This window comes from Comamonas endophytica (genome assembly GCF_023634805.2).
Lineage (GTDB): Bacteria > Pseudomonadota > Gammaproteobacteria > Burkholderiales > Burkholderiaceae_C > Comamonas > Comamonas endophytica.
In genome coordinates, this window is the sequence record NZ_CP106881.1 from 615,116 (window position 1) to 634,767 (window position 19,652).

The 19,652-nt window shown below is 68.2% G+C and carries 13 protein-coding genes; 4 read left to right on the plus strand and 9 right to left on the minus strand.

Translation table 11 applies throughout. From position 1 onward, the window contains the following. Positions 1-56: 56 nt before the first annotated feature. Both M9799_RS02660 and M9799_RS02665 read left to right on the plus strand, forming a co-directional pair. Positions 57-1,769 carry a hypothetical protein gene (locus M9799_RS02660; protein WP_231044313.1) on the plus strand — a complete coding sequence of 571 codons (1,713 nt, stop codon included), beginning with the start codon at positions 57-59 and terminating at the stop codon, positions 1,767-1,769. Beyond that, positions 1,766-3,127, plus strand: a complete 1,362-nt coding sequence (locus M9799_RS02665) for an MATE family efflux transporter (RefSeq protein ID WP_231044312.1) — start codon at positions 1,766-1,768, stop codon at positions 3,125-3,127. Before M9799_RS02660 ends, M9799_RS02665 begins: the two co-directional genes overlap by 4 nt. Here M9799_RS02665 and phoR read toward each other — a convergent pair. The 8 genes from phoR to M9799_RS02705 all read right to left on the minus strand — a co-directional run bounded on the left by phoR (position 3,122) and on the right by M9799_RS02705 (position 13,401). Then, complete coding sequence (phoR, locus tag M9799_RS02670; RefSeq protein WP_231044311.1) at positions 3,122-4,480, minus strand: phosphate regulon sensor histidine kinase PhoR; 1,359 nt, start codon at positions 4,478-4,480, stop codon at positions 3,122-3,124. The two genes, M9799_RS02665 and phoR, sit on opposite strands and share 6 nt — an antisense overlap. Positions 4,481-4,679: 199 nt before the next feature. Beyond that, positions 4,680-5,387, minus strand: a complete 708-nt coding sequence (gene phoB / locus M9799_RS02675) for a phosphate regulon transcriptional regulator PhoB (protein WP_231044310.1) — start codon at positions 5,385-5,387, stop codon at positions 4,680-4,682. Positions 5,388-5,404: 17 nt separating this feature from the next. Then, the gene (gene phoU, locus M9799_RS02680) at positions 5,405-6,106 is read right to left on the minus strand and encodes a phosphate signaling complex protein PhoU (RefSeq protein WP_231044309.1); all 702 of its coding nucleotides are present in this window, start codon (positions 6,104-6,106) and stop codon (positions 5,405-5,407) included. Between the two features lie 13 nt (positions 6,107-6,119). After that, positions 6,120-6,905 (minus strand): phosphate ABC transporter ATP-binding protein PstB, encoded by a 786-nt coding sequence (gene pstB / locus M9799_RS02685; protein ID WP_231044308.1) that lies wholly within the window; start codon positions 6,903-6,905, stop codon positions 6,120-6,122. A 16-nt stretch (positions 6,906-6,921) separates the two neighbouring features. After that, a complete protein-coding gene (pstA, locus tag M9799_RS02690) occupies positions 6,922-7,821 on the minus strand; it encodes a phosphate ABC transporter permease PstA (RefSeq protein WP_231044307.1) in 900 nt (299 codons plus the stop codon). After that, entirely contained in the window at positions 7,818-8,816 is a 999-nt protein-coding gene (gene pstC, locus M9799_RS02695) for a phosphate ABC transporter permease subunit PstC (RefSeq protein WP_231044306.1), read from the minus strand. The genes pstA and pstC overlap by 4 nt, the downstream gene beginning before the upstream one ends. 108 nt (positions 8,817-8,924) lie before the next feature. Continuing rightward, positions 8,925-9,965, minus strand: coding sequence for a phosphate ABC transporter substrate-binding protein PstS (pstS, locus tag M9799_RS02700; RefSeq protein ID WP_231044305.1), 1,041 nt, complete (start codon positions 9,963-9,965; stop codon positions 8,925-8,927). A gap of 118 nt (positions 9,966-10,083) precedes the next feature. Continuing rightward, a complete protein-coding gene (locus M9799_RS02705; protein ID WP_263725585.1) occupies positions 10,084-13,401 on the minus strand; it encodes an autotransporter family protein in 3,318 nt (1,105 codons plus the stop codon). Positions 13,402-14,591: 1,190 nt separating this feature from the next. On the opposite strand from M9799_RS02705, the gene M9799_RS02710 reads away from it, so the two are divergent. Next, entirely contained in the window at positions 14,592-16,073 is a 1,482-nt protein-coding gene (locus M9799_RS02710) for a Ppx/GppA phosphatase family protein (protein ID WP_231044304.1), read from the plus strand. 97 nt (positions 16,074-16,170) lie between these two features. Here the strand turns inward: M9799_RS02710 and ppk1 are convergent, their stop codons facing one another. Then, positions 16,171-18,267 (minus strand): polyphosphate kinase 1, encoded by a 2,097-nt coding sequence (gene ppk1, locus M9799_RS02715; RefSeq protein WP_422689390.1) that lies wholly within the window; start codon positions 18,265-18,267, stop codon positions 16,171-16,173. A 311-nt stretch (positions 18,268-18,578) separates the two neighbouring features. On the opposite strand from ppk1, the gene M9799_RS02720 reads away from it, so the two are divergent. Then, positions 18,579-19,544: a Ppx/GppA family phosphatase gene (locus tag M9799_RS02720; protein ID WP_231044303.1), complete on the plus strand. Its 966-nt coding sequence runs from the start codon at positions 18,579-18,581 to the stop codon at positions 19,542-19,544. Positions 19,545-19,652: the final 108 nt, after the last annotated feature.

Consider the following 19,652-nt stretch of genomic DNA (forward strand, 5'->3'; position numbering starts at 1 on the left):
CGGCCATCCGCCCGGCTTCGCGTATTCTTGCTCTTTTCCTGACGTCCTAACGCCGCGTGAACCAACCTACTCCCGCCATCGTTTCGCAACAGGCCGTGCGCCGCCTGCCGCGCTGGGCCCTGGTGCTGCTGTGCCTGGCCTACGTGGTGCCGGGCTTCGTCGGCCGCGCGCCCTGGAGGAACGCCGACATCACGGCCTTCGGCTACATGCGCGCGCTGTTCGAGGGCCGCACCGAGTGGCTCGATCCGCTGCTCGCCGGCATGGGGCCGCAGACCGACGGCCTGCTGGCCTATTGGCTCGGCGCCTGGGCGCTGCAGCTGCTGCCTTCCGCCCTGCCGCCGGAAATGGCCGTGCGGGTGCCCTTCATGCTGCTGCTGCTGCTGACCATGGCCGCGACCTGGTGGGGCGTGTACTGCCTGGCGCGCAGCCCTGGCGCCCAACCGGTGGCCTTTGCCTTTGGCGGCGAGGCCAACCCCATCGACTACGCGCGCGCCATGGCCGACGGCGGGCTGCTGGCGCTGATCGCCAGCCTGGGCCTGGCACAGCTGTCGCACGAGACCACCAGCTACGTGACCCAACTGGCCTGCACCACGCTGGTGTTCTTCGCGGCCGCGGCCATGCCCTACCGCCGTGCCGCGCCCGCTGTCGCCATGCTGCTGGGGTTGGCCGGGCTGGTGCTCAGCGGCGCGCCGACGATGGCGGTGCTGATGGGCCTGGGCGGGGCGGCGCTGGCCTGGCTGTCGCCGGTCGAAGCCACGCGCGCCGCGCGCTGGTGGGCGCTGGGCTGGCTGGCCAGCACCGCGTTGGCCGCCCTGCTCGCCACCTGGCTCGAGATCTGGCAGTGGCGCATTGCGCTGCCGGGCTGGGGCAGCCCCGAATGGCCCAGCCTGCTGCGCCTGCTGCTGTGGTTCAGCTGGCCCGCCTGGCCGCTGGCGCTGTGGACGCTGTGGCGCTGGCGCCGGCAGATCGCGCATCCGCTGCGCCACCGCCATCTGGTGCTGCCGATCTGGTTTGCCGGGCTCGCCATCGTTGCCGCCGTTCTGACCCAGCCTGCCGACCGCGCGCTGCTGCCGGGCCTGCCGGCCATCGCCACGCTGGCCGCGTTCGCGCTGCCCACGCTGCGCCGCAGCATCGGCGCGCTGATCGACTGGTTCACGCTGCTGTTCTTCAGCGTGTCGGCCATTGCCATCTGGGTGATCTGGATTTCCATGCAGACCGGCGTGCCCGCCAAGCCGGCCGCCAACGTCGCCAAGCTGGCGCCGGGCTTCGTGCCCGAGTTCTCGCTGCTGGCGCTGGGCGTGGCGCTGGCGGCAACCGTTGCCTGGTGTGCGCTGGTGGTCTGGCGCACCGCGCGCAACCGCGCCGTGATCTGGAAGAGCCTGGTGCTGCCGGCCTCGGGCGCGACGCTCGGCTGGCTCCTGCTGATGACGCTGTGGTTGCCGCTGCTGGATTACGCGCGCAGCTACGCGCCGCAGGTGCGGCAGGTCATGGCGGCGATGGGCGAGCCGGCGCCGCGCTGCGTGGCCACCTACGGGCTCAGCCGCGCGCAGCTGGTGGGCCTGGAGTTCCACGGCAAGGTGACGACCACGCAGATCTCGACGACCAGCGCGAACCGCCGGCCCTGCGACTGGCTGGTGGCCGAGGCGCAGATGTGGGATGCCACGCAGGACCGCGCGCTGCAGCGCGACTGGCAGCCGGTGGCGCGCATCGCGCGGCCCACGGTGAGGAACGACCAGCTGGTGCTGCTGCGCAAGCGACCGGGCCGATGAGATCCGAGCTCTCGACCATTGCCCGCCATGCGCTCACGGTGCTGGCGGGCCAGCTGGCCGTCATGGCCTTCGGCGTGACCGACACCATCGTCGCCGGGCGCTATTCCCCCGCGGCGCTTGCCGCGCTGTCGGTGGCCTCGGCGGTGTTCATCAGCGTCTATATCTCGCTGATGGGCATCCTGCAGGCGCTTCTGCCGCTGTGGTCCGAGCAGCGCGGCGCGGGCCGGCTGGCGGCCATCGGCGGCTCGCTGCGCCAGTCGCTGTACCTGTGTCTGGGCATCTGCGTGGTCGGCATGTCGGTGCTGCTGTCGCCCGAGCCGCTGCTGCGCTGGACCGATGTGCCCGAGGCGCTCGAGGGCGACGTGCGCCGGTACCTCGCGATCCTGGCCTGGGGGCTGCCGGCGGCCATGCTGTTTCGCATCTACAGCACGCTCAACCAGTCGCTGGGGCGGCCCCTGCTGGTGACCTGGCTGCAGCTCGGCGCGCTGGCGCTCAAGCTGCCGCTGTCGGTCTGGTTCACCTTTGGCGGCGCGGGCCTGCCGGCGCTGGGCGTGGCCGGCTGCGCCTGGGCCACGCTGGTGGTCAACTACACGCTGTTCGGCGTGGGCCTGTGGCTGCTGCGCACGCAGCCGCTCTATGTACCGCTGCAGCTGTGGCAGCGCATGGAGCGCATCGACTGGCGCCGGATCGGCCAGTTCCTGCGCCTGGGCCTGCCCGCAGGCATGGCGATTCTCGTGGAAGTGACCTCCTTCACGCTGGTGGCGCTGTTCGTCGCGCGCCAGGGCAACCTGGCCGCGGCCAGCCACCAGATCGCGGCCAATCTCGCGGGCGTCTGCTACATGGTGCCGCTGTCGCTGGCTATCGCCACCAGCGCGCGCGTGAGCTGGTGGCGCGGCGCGGGCAACGAGGCGCAGGCGCAGCAGCTGGTGGCGCTGGGCTGGCGCCTGGCGGCGCTGCTGGGCCTGCTACTGGGCGGCCTGCTGCTGGCCGGGCGGTATTGGCTGACGACGGTCTACACCAGCGATGCCCAGGTGGCGGCGCTGGCCGGCGCACTGCTGCTGTGGGTCGCGGCCTACCATGTGGCCGACTCCGTGCAGTGCTTCTGCGTTTTCGTGCTGCGCTGCTACCGCATCACCGTGGTGCCGCTGCTGACCTACTGCGTGCTGCTGTGGGGCGGCGGCCTGGCCGGCGGCTACTGGCTGGCCTATGGTGGCGTCGGCCCCTGGAGCGGCCGGCCCACGCCGGCGCCGTTCTGGGCGATGAGCGCGCTGGCGCTGTGGGTCACGGCGCTGGCCTTCAGCGCCCTGCTGTGGCGCACGCTGCGCCGGCACCGCGCACCGGGCGCCCAACCCTCATGAGGCGTCTGCGGGGGCCGGCAGCGCCGGTGGGCGCAGGCGCTGCGCAGGAAAGGTGACGGAAAACACCGAGCCGCTGCCCACCGTGCTGCGCACGTCGAGCGTCGCGCCATGGCGCTGCAGCACATGCTTGACGATGGCCAGCCCCAGGCCGGTGCCGCCGGTGTCGCGCGAGCGGCTGCGGTCCACGCGGTAGAAGCGCTCGGTCAGCCGCGCCAGGTGCGTCGATTCGATGCCTGGCCCCTCATCCTGCACGGAGAAGGTGGCGCTGCCATCGGCATGCGCCTGCCAGCGCACCGTGACGCGCTTGCCGGCCGGGGTGTAGCGCAGCGCGTTGGCCAGCAGGTTGGAGAACGCGCTCTGCAGCTCGGTGGCCGCGCCGGCGATCTCGCCCAGGTCCACGCCGGGCGCCGAATCCGGGAATTCGATGACATGCGGCCGGGCGTTGGCGCGCGTCAGCGCCACCGACAGCCCGCGTGCCTCGTCCTCGCACTGGCGCAGCAGCAGGCCCACGGGCGTCCACTGCGTCAGCCCCGGCGGCGGGCTGCCCTCCAGGCGCGACAGCGCCAGCAGGTCTTCGACCAGATGCTGCATGCGCGCCGACTGCTGCGCCATCAGCGCCAGGTAGCGCGCGCGCTCCTCCTCTTCCAGCGGCAGGGTCTGCAGGGTCTCGACGAAGCCCACCAGCACCGTCAGCGGCGTGCGGATCTCGTGCGATACGTTGGCGACGAAATCGCGGCGCATGGCCTCGGCCTGCTCGTGCTCCGTGATGTCGATCGCCAGCAGCAGGCGCCGGCCATCGCCATAGGGGTAGAGCTGCACGGCCAGGCGCATGGGCCGCGCCGGCGTGCTGTCGCGCCCCTGCAGCACCACGCCGCGGGAGAAGTCCTGCGCATGCAGGTAGTGGCTGAAGGCCGGATCGCGCACCAGGTTGCCGATGTTCTGCATGCGGTCGCGCACCGCATCGAAGCCGAACTGGATATTGGAGATCTGGTTGCACCACTCGATGCGCCCTTCCTCGTCGAGCAACACCACGCCGTTCGGGCTGGCCTGCAGCGCCGACAGCATGTCGTTCAGGCGCTCGTCGCTGGCCTGGGTCTGCTGGCGCTGCTGGCGCAGCCAGCGCCGCGCGCGGTCGCCGACCTCGCCCCACAGCCCGCGCTGCACGGGGGCATGGGCCAGCTCGGTGCTGCGCAGCCAGGCCAGCAGCCGCAGGGCGCCCCAGCTGTCATGGGCGAACCAAAGCCAGCTGCCCAGCAGCATGCCGATCAGCGCGCCCGGCACGCCCCCCAGCCAGCAGCCCGCCGCGCTGCCCGCCAACTGCAACCCCAGAAACCACAAACTACGCGAGACCATATTTTTTGCCCATTGCTGCGCCGGCAGCATGCTCCTATCGATTCTCAGTCCCACATGCTGTCGGTATCGGGCGCGGCTTGCTCACTGGCATGCCCCATCACAGAGGCACCGAGGAAGGGCCGCCCCGCACCGAGAGTGCCGCCCCTACGCGGGCCGCCCCCTCCCCCGAAGGATGGGAGGGGAAAGCCGCGTAAGCGGCTCAGGGGGTGCTTGGATTTGCCGGAGGAAGGCTCAGGCGATAGCCTGCGCCGCGCACCGTCTCGACCAGCCCGCTGGCTTCGCCCAGCGCCTCGCGCAGCCGCTTGACATGCACGTCGACCGTGCGCTCCTCGATGAAGACATGGTCGCCCCAGACCTTGTCCAGCAACTGCGAGCGGCTGTGCACGCGCTCGGGGTGCCTCATGAAGTAATGCAGCAGCTTGAACTCCGTCGGCCCGAGCTTGAGCGGCTCGCCGCTGTAGCTCACGCGGTGGGCCGCCGCGTCCAGCACCAGCGCGCCGGCGCTGACCTGGTCCTGCAGCTGCTCGGGCGCGCGCCGGCGCAGCACGGCGCGGATGCGCGCCAGCAGCTCCTGGGTGGAAAAGGGCTTGGTGATGTAGTCGTCGGCGCCCGCATCCAGCCCCGCGACCTTGTCGGGCTCGTCGCCGCGCGCCGTGAGCATCAGGATCGGCACGGGCTTGGTGCGGGCATCCGCGCGCCACTTGCGCGCCAGCGCCAGTCCGCTCGTGCCGGGCAGCATCCAGTCCAGCAGGATCACGTCGGGCAGCACCGCATCGAGCTCGCGCTGGGCCGACACCCCGTCTTCGGCCCAGATCGGCTGGAAGCCGTTGTGCCGCAGGTTCACCGCAATCAGCTCGGCAATCGCTGGTTCGTCCTCGACAATGAGAACCAAGGGCAATTTCTTCATCCCTGTTGTCTTCCCGCTCAAAGCACGGCCGATTCAATGGCCGCCATGGTCTGGTGGCGCACGTCCTTGCCTTCCACCAGGTAGATGATCTGTTCCGCCAGGTTCTTCGAATGGTCGCCGATGCGCTCGATGGCCTTGGCCAGGAACAGCAGATCCAGGCTTGCCGAGATGGTGCGCGGGTCCTCCATCATGTAGGTGATGAGCTTGCGCACGAAGCCGTCGAATTCCTGGTCGATCAGGTCGTCTTCCTTGAGGATCGCCACCGCGCCCTTGGTGTCGAGGCGCGCGAGCGCATCGAGCGTCTTGCGCAGCAGGCCCGAGGCCAGGTCGGCAGCCACGCGCAGCTCGTTGGAGGGCAGCACGCGCGCCGCCCCGCTGTTGATGATCGAGCGCACCATGCGCGACATCTTGTGCGCCTCGTCGCCCATGCGCTCGAGGTTGGTGATGGCCTTGGAGAAGGCCATCAGCAGGCGCAGGTCGCGCGCCGTCGGCTGGCGCCGCGCGATGATCGAGGACAGCTCGTGGTCGATCTCGACTTCCATCGCGTTGATCTGCTGCTCGGTCGCGTCCACCTGCTCGGCGGCCTCGACACTCAGCTCCGCGAGCGAATAGACCGCCAGGCGGATCTGCGCTTCCACCATGCCACCGAGCTCCATCACCCGCGTGGAGATGCGGTTGAGCTCGCTGTCGAATTGCGACGAGAGGTGTTTGTCGGTCATGCTTGTTGTCTCCTCAGCCGAAGCGGCCAGTGATGTAATCCTCGGTTTCCTTGCGCTGGGGCTTGAAGAACATCTGCTCGGTCTCGCCGAACTCCATCAAGTCGCCCAGGTACATGTAGGCGGTGTAGTCGCTGCAGCGCGCCGCCTGCTGCATGTTGTGCGTGACGATCACCACCGTGTAGTCGTTCTTCAGCTCGGCGATCAGCTCCTCGATCTTGGCCGTGGAGATCGGGTCGAGCGCCGAGCAGGGTTCGTCGAGCAGCAGCACTTCGGGCTTGATGGCGATGCCGCGCGCGATGCACAGGCGCTGCTGCTGGCCGCCGGACAGGCCGGCGCCGCTTTGCTGCAGCTTGTCCTTCACTTCGTTCCACAGCGCCGCCTTGCGCAGCGCCCACTCGACGCGGTCGTCCATATCGGTGGCGCTCAGGCGCTCGAACAGCTTCACGCCAAACGCGATGTTGTCGTAGATCGACATCGGGAAGGGCGTGGGCTTCTGGAAGACCATGCCGATCTTGGCGCGGATCAGCGCAACGTCCTGCTTGCTGGTCAGCAGGTTCTCGCCGTCCAGCAGGATCTCGCCCTGGGCGCGCTGCTCGGGGTAGAGCTCGAACATGCGGTTGAAGGTGCGCAGCAGCGTCGACTTGCCGCAGCCCGAGGGGCCGATGAAGGCCGTGACCTTCTTTTCGGGGATTTCCAGGTTGATGCCCTTGAGGGCGTGGAACTTGCCGTAGTAGAAGTTCAGGTTGCGCACCGTCAGCTTCGAGGACAGGGGGGAAACGGGAGAGTGAGGGGTCGACATGGAGATTTCCTTGGCCTTATTTCTGGCGTGTGAGCGTGCGTGCGAGGATGTTCAGGCCCAGCACCGCCACCGTGATCAGGAACACGCCGGCCCAGGCCAGCTGCTGCCAGTTCTCGTAGGGGCTCATGGCAAACTTGAAGATGGTCACCGGCAGGCTGGCCATGGGCTTGCTCAGGTCGGCGTTCCAGAATTGGTTGTTCAGCGCGGTGAACAGCAGCGGCGCGGTCTCGCCCGCGATGCGCGCCACGGCCAGCAGCACGCCGGTGATCACGCCGGCGCGCGCCGCGCGCAGCGTCACCATCGTGATGACCTTCCACTTGGGCGTGCCCAGGGCATAGGCGGCCTCGCGCAGGCTGGCCGGAACCAGCACCAGCATGTTCTCCGTGGTGCGGATCACCACCGGAATCACGATCAGCGCCAGCGCCACGACACCGGCAAAGCCGGAGAAGCTCTTGAAGCGGGCCACGACCACGGCATAGACGAACAGGCCGATAACGATGCTGGGCGCGGACAGCAGGATGTCGTTGACGAAGCGCGTGGTGCGCGCGAGCAAGCCGCGCTGCTCGTACTCGGCCAGGTAGATGCCGGCCATGATGCCGATGGGCGTGCCGATCAGCGTCGCCAGGCCCACCATGACCACCGAGCCGAAGATCGCATTGGCCAGGCCGCCGGCTTCATTGGGCGGCGGCGTCATGTCCGAGAAAAGCATCATGCTCAGGCCGCCCAGGCCCAGGCGGATGGTTTCCCAGAGGATCCATATCAGCCAGAACAGGCCGAAGGCCATGGCGGCCAGCGCCAGCGTCAGCGCGATCTGGTTCAGGCGCTTGCGCCCGGCGTAGCGCGCCTGGCGTTCAGCGGCCAGCTCGGCCGCCTGCAGGACCCGGTGGGCCGTGCCGTTTGCAGGAAGCTGGCTCATGAACGCGCTCCTTCGCTTTTCTTCAGCCGCGACAGCAGCACCTTGGACATCGACAGCACCACGAAGGTGATGAAGAACAGGATCAGGCCCAGATAGATCAGCGAGGCCTGGTGCAGGCCCGCGCCGGCTTCAGCGAATTCGTTGGCCAGCGCCGAGGTGATGCTGTTGGCGGCCTCGAAGATCGACACCGAGTTGAGCTGGTTCATGTTGCCGATGACGAAGGTGACGGCCATGGTTTCACCCAGCGCGCGGCCCAGGCCCAGCATGACGCCGCCAAGCACGCCGGTCTTGGTGTAGGGCAGCACGACCTTCCACACCACTTCCCAGGTGGTGGAGCCCAGGCCGTAGGCCGATTCCTTGAGCAGTGCCGGCGTGACTTCGAACACGTCGCGCATGACCGAGGCGATGAACGGAATGATCATGATGGCCAGGATGATGCCGGCCGACAGGATGCCGATGCCCACGGGAGGGCCGGACACGAAGGCCTCGAGATAGGGCACGCCTGAAAACAGCGACTGCAGCGGCGCCTGCACGTAGGTGGCGAGCACCGGGCCGAAAACCATCAGGCCCCACATGCCGTAGACGATGGAGGGCACGGCCGCCAGCAGCTCGATGGCGGTGCCCAGCGGGCGCTTGAGCCAGGCGGGGGACAGCTCGGTCAGGAACAGCGCGATGCCGAAGCTCACCGGTACGGCGATCACCAGCGCGATGAACGAGGTGGCCAGCGTGCCGTAGATCATCACCAACCCGCCGTACTGGTCCTGCACCGGGTCCCAGACGCTGCTGGTGAAGAAGCCCAGGCCGTATTCGCGGATCGCGGGCCAGGCGCCCACCAGCAGCGAGCCCAGGATGGCCGCGAGAAGCGCCAGGGTCAGCACGGCTGCAGCGCGCGCGAGCAGGGCAAAAATGCGGTCGGCCCAGGCGCCGGACAGCAGGCCCAGGCGGCGGGGAGTGGGAGCGCGTGACGCTGCCGCGGTCTTCACAGACCCGGGCATCGGACGAGCAGTCGATGGAGTGGACACGCTGAGCGCCTCTACAAAATGGGGTTCATCAATACAAGCACCAAAAAGGCGGTGCACCGGAGTGCACCGCCATGGAGCTGCTTACTTGACAGCGATCACTTTACCGGAGGTGTCCTTGATCTCATTCCAGGACTTGTAGATCACGTTCTTCACGTCCTGGGGCATGGCCACGTAGTCCAGGCCGCTGGCGGTCTGGTCGCCCGACTTGAAGGCCCAGTCGAAGAACTTCAGGGCGGCGGCGGCCTGGGCCGGCTTGTCCTGCACCTTGTGCATCAGGATGAAGGTGGCCGAAGTGATGGGCCATGCATCCTTGCCGGGCTGGTTGCCCAGGATCTGGTAGAAGCTCTTGCTCCAGTCGGCGCCGGCGGCGGCGGCCTTGAACGAAGCTTCTTCAGGGGCGACGAAGTTGCCGGCAGCGTTCTGCAGCAGCGCGTAGGTCATCTTGTTCTGCTTCACATAGGCGTACTCGACATAGCCGATGGAGTTGGGCAGGCGACCGACGAATGCGGCGACGCCTTCGTTGCCCTTGCCGCCCGCGCCCGTGGGCCAGTTCACGGCCTTGCCTTCACCGACCTTTTCCTTCCACTCGGCGTTGACCTTGCTCAGGTAGTTGGTGAAGCCGAAGGTCGTGCCCGAACCGTCGGCGCGGCGCACCGGAGCGATCGTGGCGTTGGGCAGGTTCAGGCCGGGGTTCAGCGCGACGATGGCCGCGTCGTTCCACTTGGTGATCTTGCCCAGGTAGATGTCGCCCAGCACCTGGCCGTTGAGCTTGAGCTGGCCGGGCTGCACGCCGGCGATGTTGACCACGGGGATGATGCCGCCGATCACGGTGGGGAACTGCACCAGGCCCTTTTGCGCCAGTTCGGCGTCCTTCATCGGCTCGTCCGAAGCGCCGAAATCAACGGTCTTGGCTTCGATCTGCTTCAGGCCGGCGCTCGAACCCACCGACTGGTAGTTGATCTTCACGCCGGTGGCCTTGTTGTAGTCGGCCGCCCACTTGGAGTACAGGGGTGCGGGGAAGCTGGCGCCCGCGCCGGTGGCTTCCTGCTGCGCGAAGGCGCTGCCCGCGCCGGAGCCGGCAACGACACCAGCCGCCAGGATTTGAATCACGGACCACTTCATGAACACACCTCTCAGGTTGGAAAAAACTGTGATGTGCGCTACTTTAAAAACGTTATATGACGGCCCTGTGACAAACTGATGGTTGTCTGTGACAGCAGCGGCTCAGGGGCCCCCGCTGTCACCAGAGCAGTTTCACCCCCACGGCGGCTTGTACGCCGCTCTTGACAGTGGCATGCCCACCATTGGCCCACTGCCGGCTGACTTCGCCGTAGAAGCCGGTACGCGGGTTCACCTGCAATGCCGCACCCGCTGCCAGCGCCGTGCTCGTGTGGCCACCACGGGCCTTGATGTCGGTCGTGATGGCAGGAGCCACAAAGCGGGCGACATCGCTGGTGCTGCTGGTCTTGTACAGATTGACACTTCCGTAGGGCTGGAGTGCGCCCGCGCTGGTGATCAGGCTGCCCTTGATGCGTGCGCCCAGGCGCAGCGTCCAGTCGCTGGGGGTCTTGTGCTTCACCGTTGCATGGGTCAACGCCGTGTCGCCCAGGCTGAGCTGGCGATAGACCAGCTGGGCCTGGGGTTCGATCTGCCAGCGGCTGTCGATGGCCAGGGGCTGACCCACCTCGAAGGATGCCAGCCGGCTGTGGGCTTTGGTCGTTGCGTGGCTATCCTGCGCATGCAGATGGCTGCGGTATTCGCCCCACTGCACCACGGTGTCGGCATACAGGCCGGTATCGCCCTTCCAGTTGGCATAGGCACCCAGGTAGCGGCCCCGCAGGTGGTTGAAACCCACATGCTTACCGGCCACGCCGCTGGCAAGGCCCTGGACCCTCATATCGCCCTTGAGCTGGCCCAGATAGACGCCGGCCTGGGCGTTGCTTGCCGCATACAGGTCCAGGCCCGCCTGGAAACCGTCGAGGTGGCCGCTGCTTTGCGGGCTCACCGTGCCTTGCTGGCGAATGCGGGGTTCGGTGCGCAGGATGCGCCCCCAGGCGCGGCGGTCGGAGGCTGCGCCGCCCGGTTCGCCTCCCTGGCGCTGGTGCATGCTGCCGAGCATGGCGATGTCGGCCTGGCGCAGCTGCGCCGGCAGCGCAGAAACCAGCGGGACTTCCGCGCGGTAGGCCGACTTCAGGTTCGCGCTGCGGTCGGTCTGATGCAGGCGGTATTCGTAGGCGCCTGCATCCACATGCTCGCCTGCGAGGGCAAAAGCCCCGGGCTCGAGGCGCGCGCCGTTCTCGGTGCCGACGACTTCGATGTCCTCGCCCGTGGTGGGCGCCCCCAGGTCACCGGGATTGGTGACACGCACGGTGGTATTGCCGCTGGCCACGGCCGCCGCGCCACTGAGCCGCATCCGGTCGCTGCCATTGGCGTTGGCGGAAACAGCCAGCTCGCCGCCCTGGCCCACATAGGGGCCGCTGACGGTGAGCACGGTGCCTGGTGCTCCCGGCGCGGCACCGAACTGGACCACGCCGCCGTTGTGCAGACCGGCAATGCTCTGATCGAACCCCGCAAGGTTCAGCGCGGCGTCCGCGGCAATGCTGTGCGCCGAGGCCGCGCTGAAGGTATTCGGCGCGCCGGCTTGCAGCGTCCCCTGGGCGATCTCGGTCGCCCCGGTGTAGCGGTTATGCACGCTCGTCAAAGTCAGGCTGCCGGCGCCCTGCTTGGTCAGGAAGCCGGCGCCGGTGATGGCGCCATCCCAGGTCGCATGGTTGCCGCTGGTATGGATTTCCGGATCATCGCTGCCGGTCATGTGCAGCGGATTGGCAATGTGCATGCCATCGGCCACGAGATCAATGGTACTGCCATCGTCCATGAACAGGGTGCCCGTACCCAGCCCCTGGGCATGCCCCAGTTCGATGCGGCCTTTCTTGAGATGCACGCCCTCACGCATCTCGCCCGCATGGTTCAGCACCAGCGTGCCAGTTCCCAGCTTGATGAGCTTGACCGCGCGGCCCATCCTGCCGTCGAACTCCAGGCGGGTATCGGTGTCGATGAGCATATCGGCGGGCCGCTTGCGCGAAGCCTTGACCGGCAAGGCCGCAGGCGTCGCTGGCGCAGCCGTGGCTACCGGAACAGTGACGGCCAAAACGGGCTGTGCCACCCGAGGCGCCGGTGCAAACGGCATGCCGGGTGCCAGCGGCGATGCGGGCAGTACCTGCGCGGGCTGCGCTGCCGCGGGTGCCGGGGCAAACGACATGCCGGGTGCCAGCGGCGGTGCGGGCGGCACCTGCGTGGGCGGCGCTTCCGCGGGTGCCGGGGCAAACGACATGCCGGGTGCCAGTGGCGGTGCAGGCGGTACCTGCGCGGGCTGCGCTGCCGCGGGTGGCGGGGCAAACGACATGCCGGGTGCCAGTGGCGGTGCGGGCGGTACCTGCGCGGGCGGCGCTGCCGCGGGTGGCGGGGCAAACGACATGCCGGGTGCCAGCGGCGGTGCGGGCGGTACCTGCGTGGGCGGCGCTGCCGCGGGTGCCGGGGCAAACGACACGCCGGGTGGCAGAGGCGGTGCGGGCGGTACCTGCGCGGGCGGCGCCGCCGCGGGTAGCGGGGCAAACGACACGCCGGGTGGCAGAGGCGGTGCGGGCGGTACCTGCGCGGGCGGCGCTGCTGCGGGTGGCGGGGCAAACGACACGCCGGGTGGCAGAGGCGGTGCGGGCGGTACCTGCGCGGGCGGCGCTTCCGCGGGTGCCGGGGCAAACGACATGCCGGGTGCCAGTGGCGGTGCAGGCGGTACCTGCGCGGGCGGCGCTGCTGCGGGTGGCGGGGCAAACGACACGCCGGGTGCCAGCGGCGGTGCGGGCGGTACCTGCGCGGGCGGCGCTGCCGCGGGTGCCGGGGCAAACGACATGCCGGGTGCCAGCGGCGGTGCTGGCGGTACCTGCGCGGGCTGTGCTGCCGCGGGTGCCGGGGCAAACGACATGCCGGGTGCCAGTGGCGGTGCGGGCGGTACCTGCGTGGGCGGCGCCGCCGCGGGTGCCGGGGCAAACGACATGCCGGGTGCCAGTGGCGGTGCGGGCGGTACCTGCGCGGGCTGCGCTGCTGCGGGTGGCGGGGCAAACGACATGCCGGGTGCCAGTGGCGGTGCGGGCGGTACCTGCGTGGGCGGCGCTTCCGCGGGTGCCGGGGCAAACGACATGCCGGGTGCCAGTGGCGGTGCAGGCGGTACCTGCGCGGGCTGCGCTGCTGCGGGTGGCGGGGCAAACGACATGCCGGGTGCCAGTGGCGGTGCGGGCGGTACCTGCGCGGGCGGCGCTTCCGCGGGTGCCGGGGCAAACGACATGCCGGGTGCCAGCGGCGGTGCGGGCGGTACCTGCGCGGGCTGCGCTGCTGCGGGTGCCGGGGCAAACGACATGCCGGGTGCCAGTGGCGGTGCGGGCGGAACGTCGGCTGCAAGTCCCGGTGCATCCGGTGCATCCGGTGCTTGCGGTGCTATTGGCTGTGCCTGCTTCTGCGCCTCGGCCCGCGCCTGCGCCTGCGCCACTCTTTGGGGGGAAATCACGTTGAGCAGTGCCGGTATATCTCGCCTTTCGGGCGCTAGCTTCGGGGGCCGCTCATCTGTCCTGGGCGCGGGTGCAGTTGGAACGTCATCCGGGTCATGGACTCGACGCCTATTGCTCTGCAGGGTCGCACGCAATAAGTCCTGCAAGCTTTGACCACCGTCTTTCACCACTCCCGGTGCCTTTTTCTCCGCCCTTTTCTGTGTAGTTCCTGGTGCCTTGCGTTCCTGCTCTTTTTTTTCTTCATCGTCCGAAACCTGCAAGCTGCGATTGTGCTTCGCTGCCGCTCGCAGTGCCCTTTTCTGCTCGTTTTTCTGCGTGTTTTCCCGTGCCTTGAGTTCCAGCTCTTTTTCAGCCTGAAACATTTTCTGGATCTCAGCCCGGTTCTGCTTGGCATATTGCTCCGCGTCCGCATCCGACTCCCATCCATCATTTCCAGAATCCTGTTCTGGTCGGTGGCGCTGAGAAATTTGGCTCGGCGGCAGCATCAATCTGTCAAGAAGGCTCCACGATGCCCCCACATTTGTTCGTATCGCTGGCTTTTGGACAGCTGCCGATGCAGCGGCTGCCGATGCAGCGGCTGTCGGCATATCGACTCCAGACGCAGCGGCTGCCGACGCACTGTGGCCATCCAGCGGGCCGGCTGGCCCGAAGGGAGCATTGAGCGGCCGCGCCGAAGCAGCCGCCTGCGGATTCGCTGGCGCCCCCACATCCTGTTGCTTGCGCGCTGGCCGGGAGGAAGAGTTCCCCGCCAACGCAATGCTGCTGTATCCCAGCAATGTGCAGGTCACAGCGACTGCCATGGAACTTTTCCTGAAACCAAACGACTCCACCTTTGACATGGTCATCTCCAATAGCTAAGAGGGCGCTTGTCAGCAAGGTTTTGCAGGAGTTGCCTAACCCATCATGATTGCCCGAATTTAAGTAATTCTATTAATATAATCAGTTTAATAGTTTTTGTCTATTGTACATCGTTGATTGAAAGCCTCATGCACCTGGACGTAGTCCCGTTGCACTGCCGAGGAACGCCAGGCCCTTGCGTCGCACGGCAAGCGGGCGCAGCAAGGGCGAGCTGTCACAATTTTCTGTGGCCCTTTCACAAAGCTGCCATCGTCCGTGGTGTACGCTTGTGCCCCACGGCGAGTGCCATGCGGCACGCGCCGCATTTCTTTGCACTCAACCCAGGCGCAGAATGACCGCTCAGAACCTGTTCGCCGCCATCGACCTTGGATCCAACAGCTTCCGGCTGGAGATCGGCAACTTTTCCCATCACCACTTCCAGCGCGTGGAATACCTTAAGGAGACGGTGCGCCAGGGCGGCGGGCTCGATGCCGACCGCTATCTCTCCGAAGAAGCGATGCAGCGCGGCTGGGACTGCCTGGCGCGCTTCGGCGAGCGCCTGGCCGGCTTTCCCGCGACCCAGGTGCGCGCGGTCGCGACCCAGACCCTGCGCGAGGCGCGCAACCGCGAGGCCTTCGTGCGCCGCGGCGCCGAGCTGCTGGGCTATCCGATCGAGATCATCGGCGGCGAGGAGGAAGCCCGGCTGATCTACCGCGGCGTGAGCAGCCTGCTGCCGGCCTCCGATGAACGCCGCCTGGTCATCGACATCGGCGGACGTTCGACCGAGCTGGTGCTCGGGCGCCAGCAGGAGACGCAGCAGGCGCTGTCTCTGCGCCTGGGCAGCGTGGCCTGGTCGCAGCGCTATTTCCCCAAGGGCGAACTGAGCCGCGCCGCCTTCTCGCTGGCGGCCGTGGCAGCGCGCGCAGTGCTCGACGAGGCGCTGGACACGCTGCATGCGGGCGACTGGGACGCGGTCTATGCCTCTTCAGGCACGGCGGCGGCCATCGGCGACATCCTGGCGGCCAATGGCCGCACCAGCGGCGTCATCGACGCCGAAGGGCTCGAATGGCTGCACGACTGCCTGGTGCGCGCCCAGACCACCGACCAGATCCGGCTGGCCGGCCTCAAGGAAGAGCGCCGCGCCGTCATTGCCGGCGGCGTGAGCATCATGCAGGCGCTGTTCGACCTCTTGCAGCTGCGCTCGCTGCAGGTGGCCGAAGGCGCGCTGCGCCAGGGGGTGCTCTACACGCTCGTCGAGCAGGCACCGCCCTGCACCGACCTGCGCAGCGCGGCGGTGCAGGGCCTGATGCAGAAATTCTGCGTCGACACGGGCCAGGCGCAGCGCGTGGCCGGCGTGGCGCGCAACCTGCTGGAGCAGCTGGCGCCCCACACCGCGCCCGAACACCATGAAGCGCTGCGCCATGCGGCGCTGCTGCACGAGATCGGCAGCCACATCGCGCACAGCAACTACCACCGCCATGGCGCCTACGTGCTGCAGAACACCTCGGCCGCGGGCTTCACCCAGGCCGAGCGCGGGCTGCTGGCCCAGCTGGTGTGCGGGCAGCGCGGCAAGCTGCGCAAGCTGGAGCCCGAAATGCTGACCGAGCCCCAGCGCGTCCATTCACTGCTGGCCCTGCGCCTGGCGGTGCTGCTGTGCCATGCCCGGCGCCCGCCCGAACTCGCCAGCCTGCGGATCGCCGCCGAGGGCCAGCGCTTCAGGCTCAGCGCCAGCAGCGCCTGGTCCCAGGCCTATCCCCAGTCCGCTTTCCTGCTGCAGGAAGAGCAGCAGGCCTGGCTCAGGACCTCCTGGCAGCTGGATCTGGACTGGCAATAAAAAAAGCACCTGCTGCGCGGGTGCCTTGAATGAAAAAGCACCTGCTGCGCGGGTGCCTTGAATGAAAAAGCACCCGCTGCGCGGGTGCCTGAGCGGATCAATTGGGCAGCGCCAGCAGCGGCGGCCCGTAGCGCCCCATCAGCGCGTTCTGCGCGCCGTTGCCCTGCTGGGGGCGCGGCGCGCGGGTGTAGGTGCCGTCGGGGTTCAGCGTCCAGGCATCGCGGTCGTCATGCAGATAGGCCACCAGGCACTCGTCGATGATCTGCTGGCGCAGCGCCGCATCGCGCACCGGCCAGGCCAGCTCGATGCGCCGCATCATGTTGCGGTTCATCCAGTCGGCGCTGGACAGGTAGAGGTTCTCCTTCTCGCCCTGGCGGAAGTAGAACACCCGGGTATGCTCCAGGAAGCGGCCGATCACCGAGCGCACGCGGATGTTGTCGGTGAGCCCGGGAACCTGCGGCGCGAGCATGCAGGCGCCGCGCACGATCAGGTCGATATGCACGCCCTTGCGCCCGGCCGCGATCAGCGCATGGATCAGCGCCTCGTCGGTCAGCGCATTCATCTTGGCCACGATGCGCGCCGGCTGCCCCTTGGCTGCGGCCTCGCCCGTCTGGCCGATCAAGGCGATCATCCGGCTGTGCAGATGGAACGGCGCCATGACCAGGCATTGCAGCTGCGGCAGGCGGTTGTGGCTGGCCAGGTGGTTGAACACCTCGTCCATGTCGGCCGTCACCGTCGGGTCCGACGTCATATAGCCCAGATCGGTGTAGAGCCTGGCGCTGCGCAGGTTGTAGTTGCCCGTGGACAGGTGCCCGTAGCGGCGCAGGCGCCGGCCCTCGCGCCGCGTGATCAGCATCATCTTGGCATGGGTCTTGAGGCCGACCACGCCATAGACCACCTGGGCGCCGACCCGCTCCAGCGTCTCGGCCCAGTTGATGTTGGCCTCCTCGTCGAAACGTGCCTTGAGCTCGACCACGGCCATGACCTCCTTGCCGCGGCGCACGGCTTCGGCCAGCAGGTCCATCAGCTCCGAATCGGAGCCGGTGCGGTAGATGGTCTGCTTGATCACCAGCACCTGCGGGTCGTTCACCGCCTCGCGCAGCAGGGCCAGCACGCCCTCGAAGCTCTCGAAGGGCTGGTGGATCAGGACATCGCGCTGGCGCAGCTGGGCCATGACCGACACGCCGCGCTGCAGCTGGCGCGGCCACGCCGGCTGCCACGGCGGGAACAGCAGCGAGGGATCGTTGACCAGGTCGACGAGCTGCCCCAGGCGCACCAGATTGACCGGGCCCTGCACGCGGAACAGCGCCTGCGGCGGCAGGTGGAACTGCGCCAGCAGCAGTTCCGCAAGAAACGGGGAGCAGCTGGAGGACACTTCCAGGCGCACGGCCTGGCCGTAGTGGCGGTGGTGCAGCCCCTGGCGCAATGCCATGCGCAGGTTGCCCACGTCTTCCTCGTCCACTGCCAGCTCCGAATGGCGCGTGGCGCGGAACTGCGAGAACTCGACCACCTCTCGCCCCGGGAACAGCTCCTTGAGGTGGGCGCGCACGATGCTCGAGAGGCTGACGAACAGGCGCTGCTTGCCCGCCACCTTGGCCGGCAGCCGCACCAGCCGCGGCAAGGCCCGCGGCACCTTGACGATCGCCACCTCGTTGGTGCGGCCGAACGCATCCGGTCCCTTGAGCCGGACGATGAAATTCAACGCCTTGTTCGCGACCTGCGGGAATGGATGCGCCGGGTCCAGCCCGAGCGGAATCAGCAGCGGCCGGACCTCGGACAGGAAATACTCGCGCACCCAGCGGCGCTGTGCGCTCGAGCGCTCGCCATGCGAGACGATGCGGATGCCCTGGCGCGCGAAGGCCGGCACCAGGGCCTTGTTGTAGAGCTCGTACTGCCGCGCCACCAGGTCATGGGCCTGCTCCATCAGCGCCTGGAAGGTCGCCGACGTGTACGCGCCCTGGCCGTCTCCACTGAGTTCGGCGGTGATGTGCGGCGCCGCGCGGACCTCGAAGAATTCATCCAGATTGGAGGAAACGATGCACAGATAGCGCAGGCGCTCGAGCAGCGGCACATCGTCGCGCACGGCCCAGTCGAGCACCCGGTCGTTGAACGCCAGGATGCTGTGGTCCCGGTCGAGCAGCACGCCCGCTGCTGCGCCCGGTGCTTCGGCAAAGGTGTCCGCAGGCGGCGCCACCGCTTCATCCAGGGGCGGCACGGCCGCCGATTCGGCCTGCGCCGGCGCCTCCCGGGTCTGCGGATTCAAGCCAGCCGCATCGGCCTCGCTGGGGGCGGCGCGCTCCGGCTGTGTAGAGGTCAGGGGGGTCACAAACAATCCTACTATGTGCAAAAGACGCGGCACCGCCGAGTATCGACCGCATTTGTGTCAGCGAGATGACAGTGGATGCCCTGCATGACAGGGGCAATCTTGCGTCGGCGGCTGGCACGGATGCGTACGCGGCCAGGCTAAGGTGCTAAGCTGCCCGCTTTTTGACCTCTTTGCTTTCCATGCACGACGCCAGCCTGCTTGCCGCGATCGATATCGGCTCCAACAGCTGCCTGCTGGAAATCGGACATTTCGCCGGCGGCCGCCTTGTGTCACACACCTGTCGCAAGGAAACCATCCGCCTGGGAGGCTCGCTGGACGCCCAGGGCCGGCTCAGCCGCGAGGCCATGGAGCGCGGCTGGGCCTGCCTGCAGCGCTTCGCCGCGCTGATCGCCGGCCTGCCGCCGCAGCGGGTGCGCGCCGTGGCGACGCAGACCCTGCGCGAAGCCACCAACCGCGACGACTTCCTCGCGCGCGGCAGTGCGATCCTCGGGGTGCCCATCGAAGTCATCGATGGCGAGGAGGAGGCCCGGCTGATCTACCAAGGGGTGGCGAGGCTGCTGCCGCCCTCGAACCGCCGCCGCCTGGTGGTCGACATCGGCGGACGCTCGACCGAGGTGTGCCTGGGCCAGGGCTTTGCCGCGCAGCGCACGCGTTCGGTGGAGATCGGCAGCGTGGCCTGGTCGCTGCGGCATTTCGCCGACGGCGGCCTGCGGCCGGAGCAGTTCGACGCGGCCCTCGACAGTGCCCGCGCGCTGCTGCAGCCGCTGGCGGTGGATTTCTCCGCCGCGCATTGGGAGCAGGCCTACGGCGCCTCGGGCACGGCCGGCGCCATCAGCCGGGTGCTGGCGGCCCAGGCTGGCGGCCCCCAGCGTCATCCGCCCGGGCTGATCACGCGGCCGGGGCTGCACTGGCTGCAGGCACAGCTGCAGCTGCAGGGGCACAGCAGCCAGGTGCAGCTGGCCGGCCTGCGCGAGGAGCTGCGGCCGGTGATTGGCGGCGGCGTGAGCGTGATGCAGGCCGTGTTCCAGCTGTTCGGCATCGAGGAAATGCGCGTCACGCAGGGCTCGCTGCGCCATGGCCTGCTCTTTGGGTTGCGGCCGCGGGAATCGGATGGGTGGAGCACTGCGACTGCACCCCAGCCTTAGCAGGGGCGGTTTCGTCGGGGTCGCCAAGTGGATGCAAATTGGTGTCAATGCTACACTTCATAACATTTTGCGTGCCTGCCTGAACGCCACATCCACACCCTTTGCCCG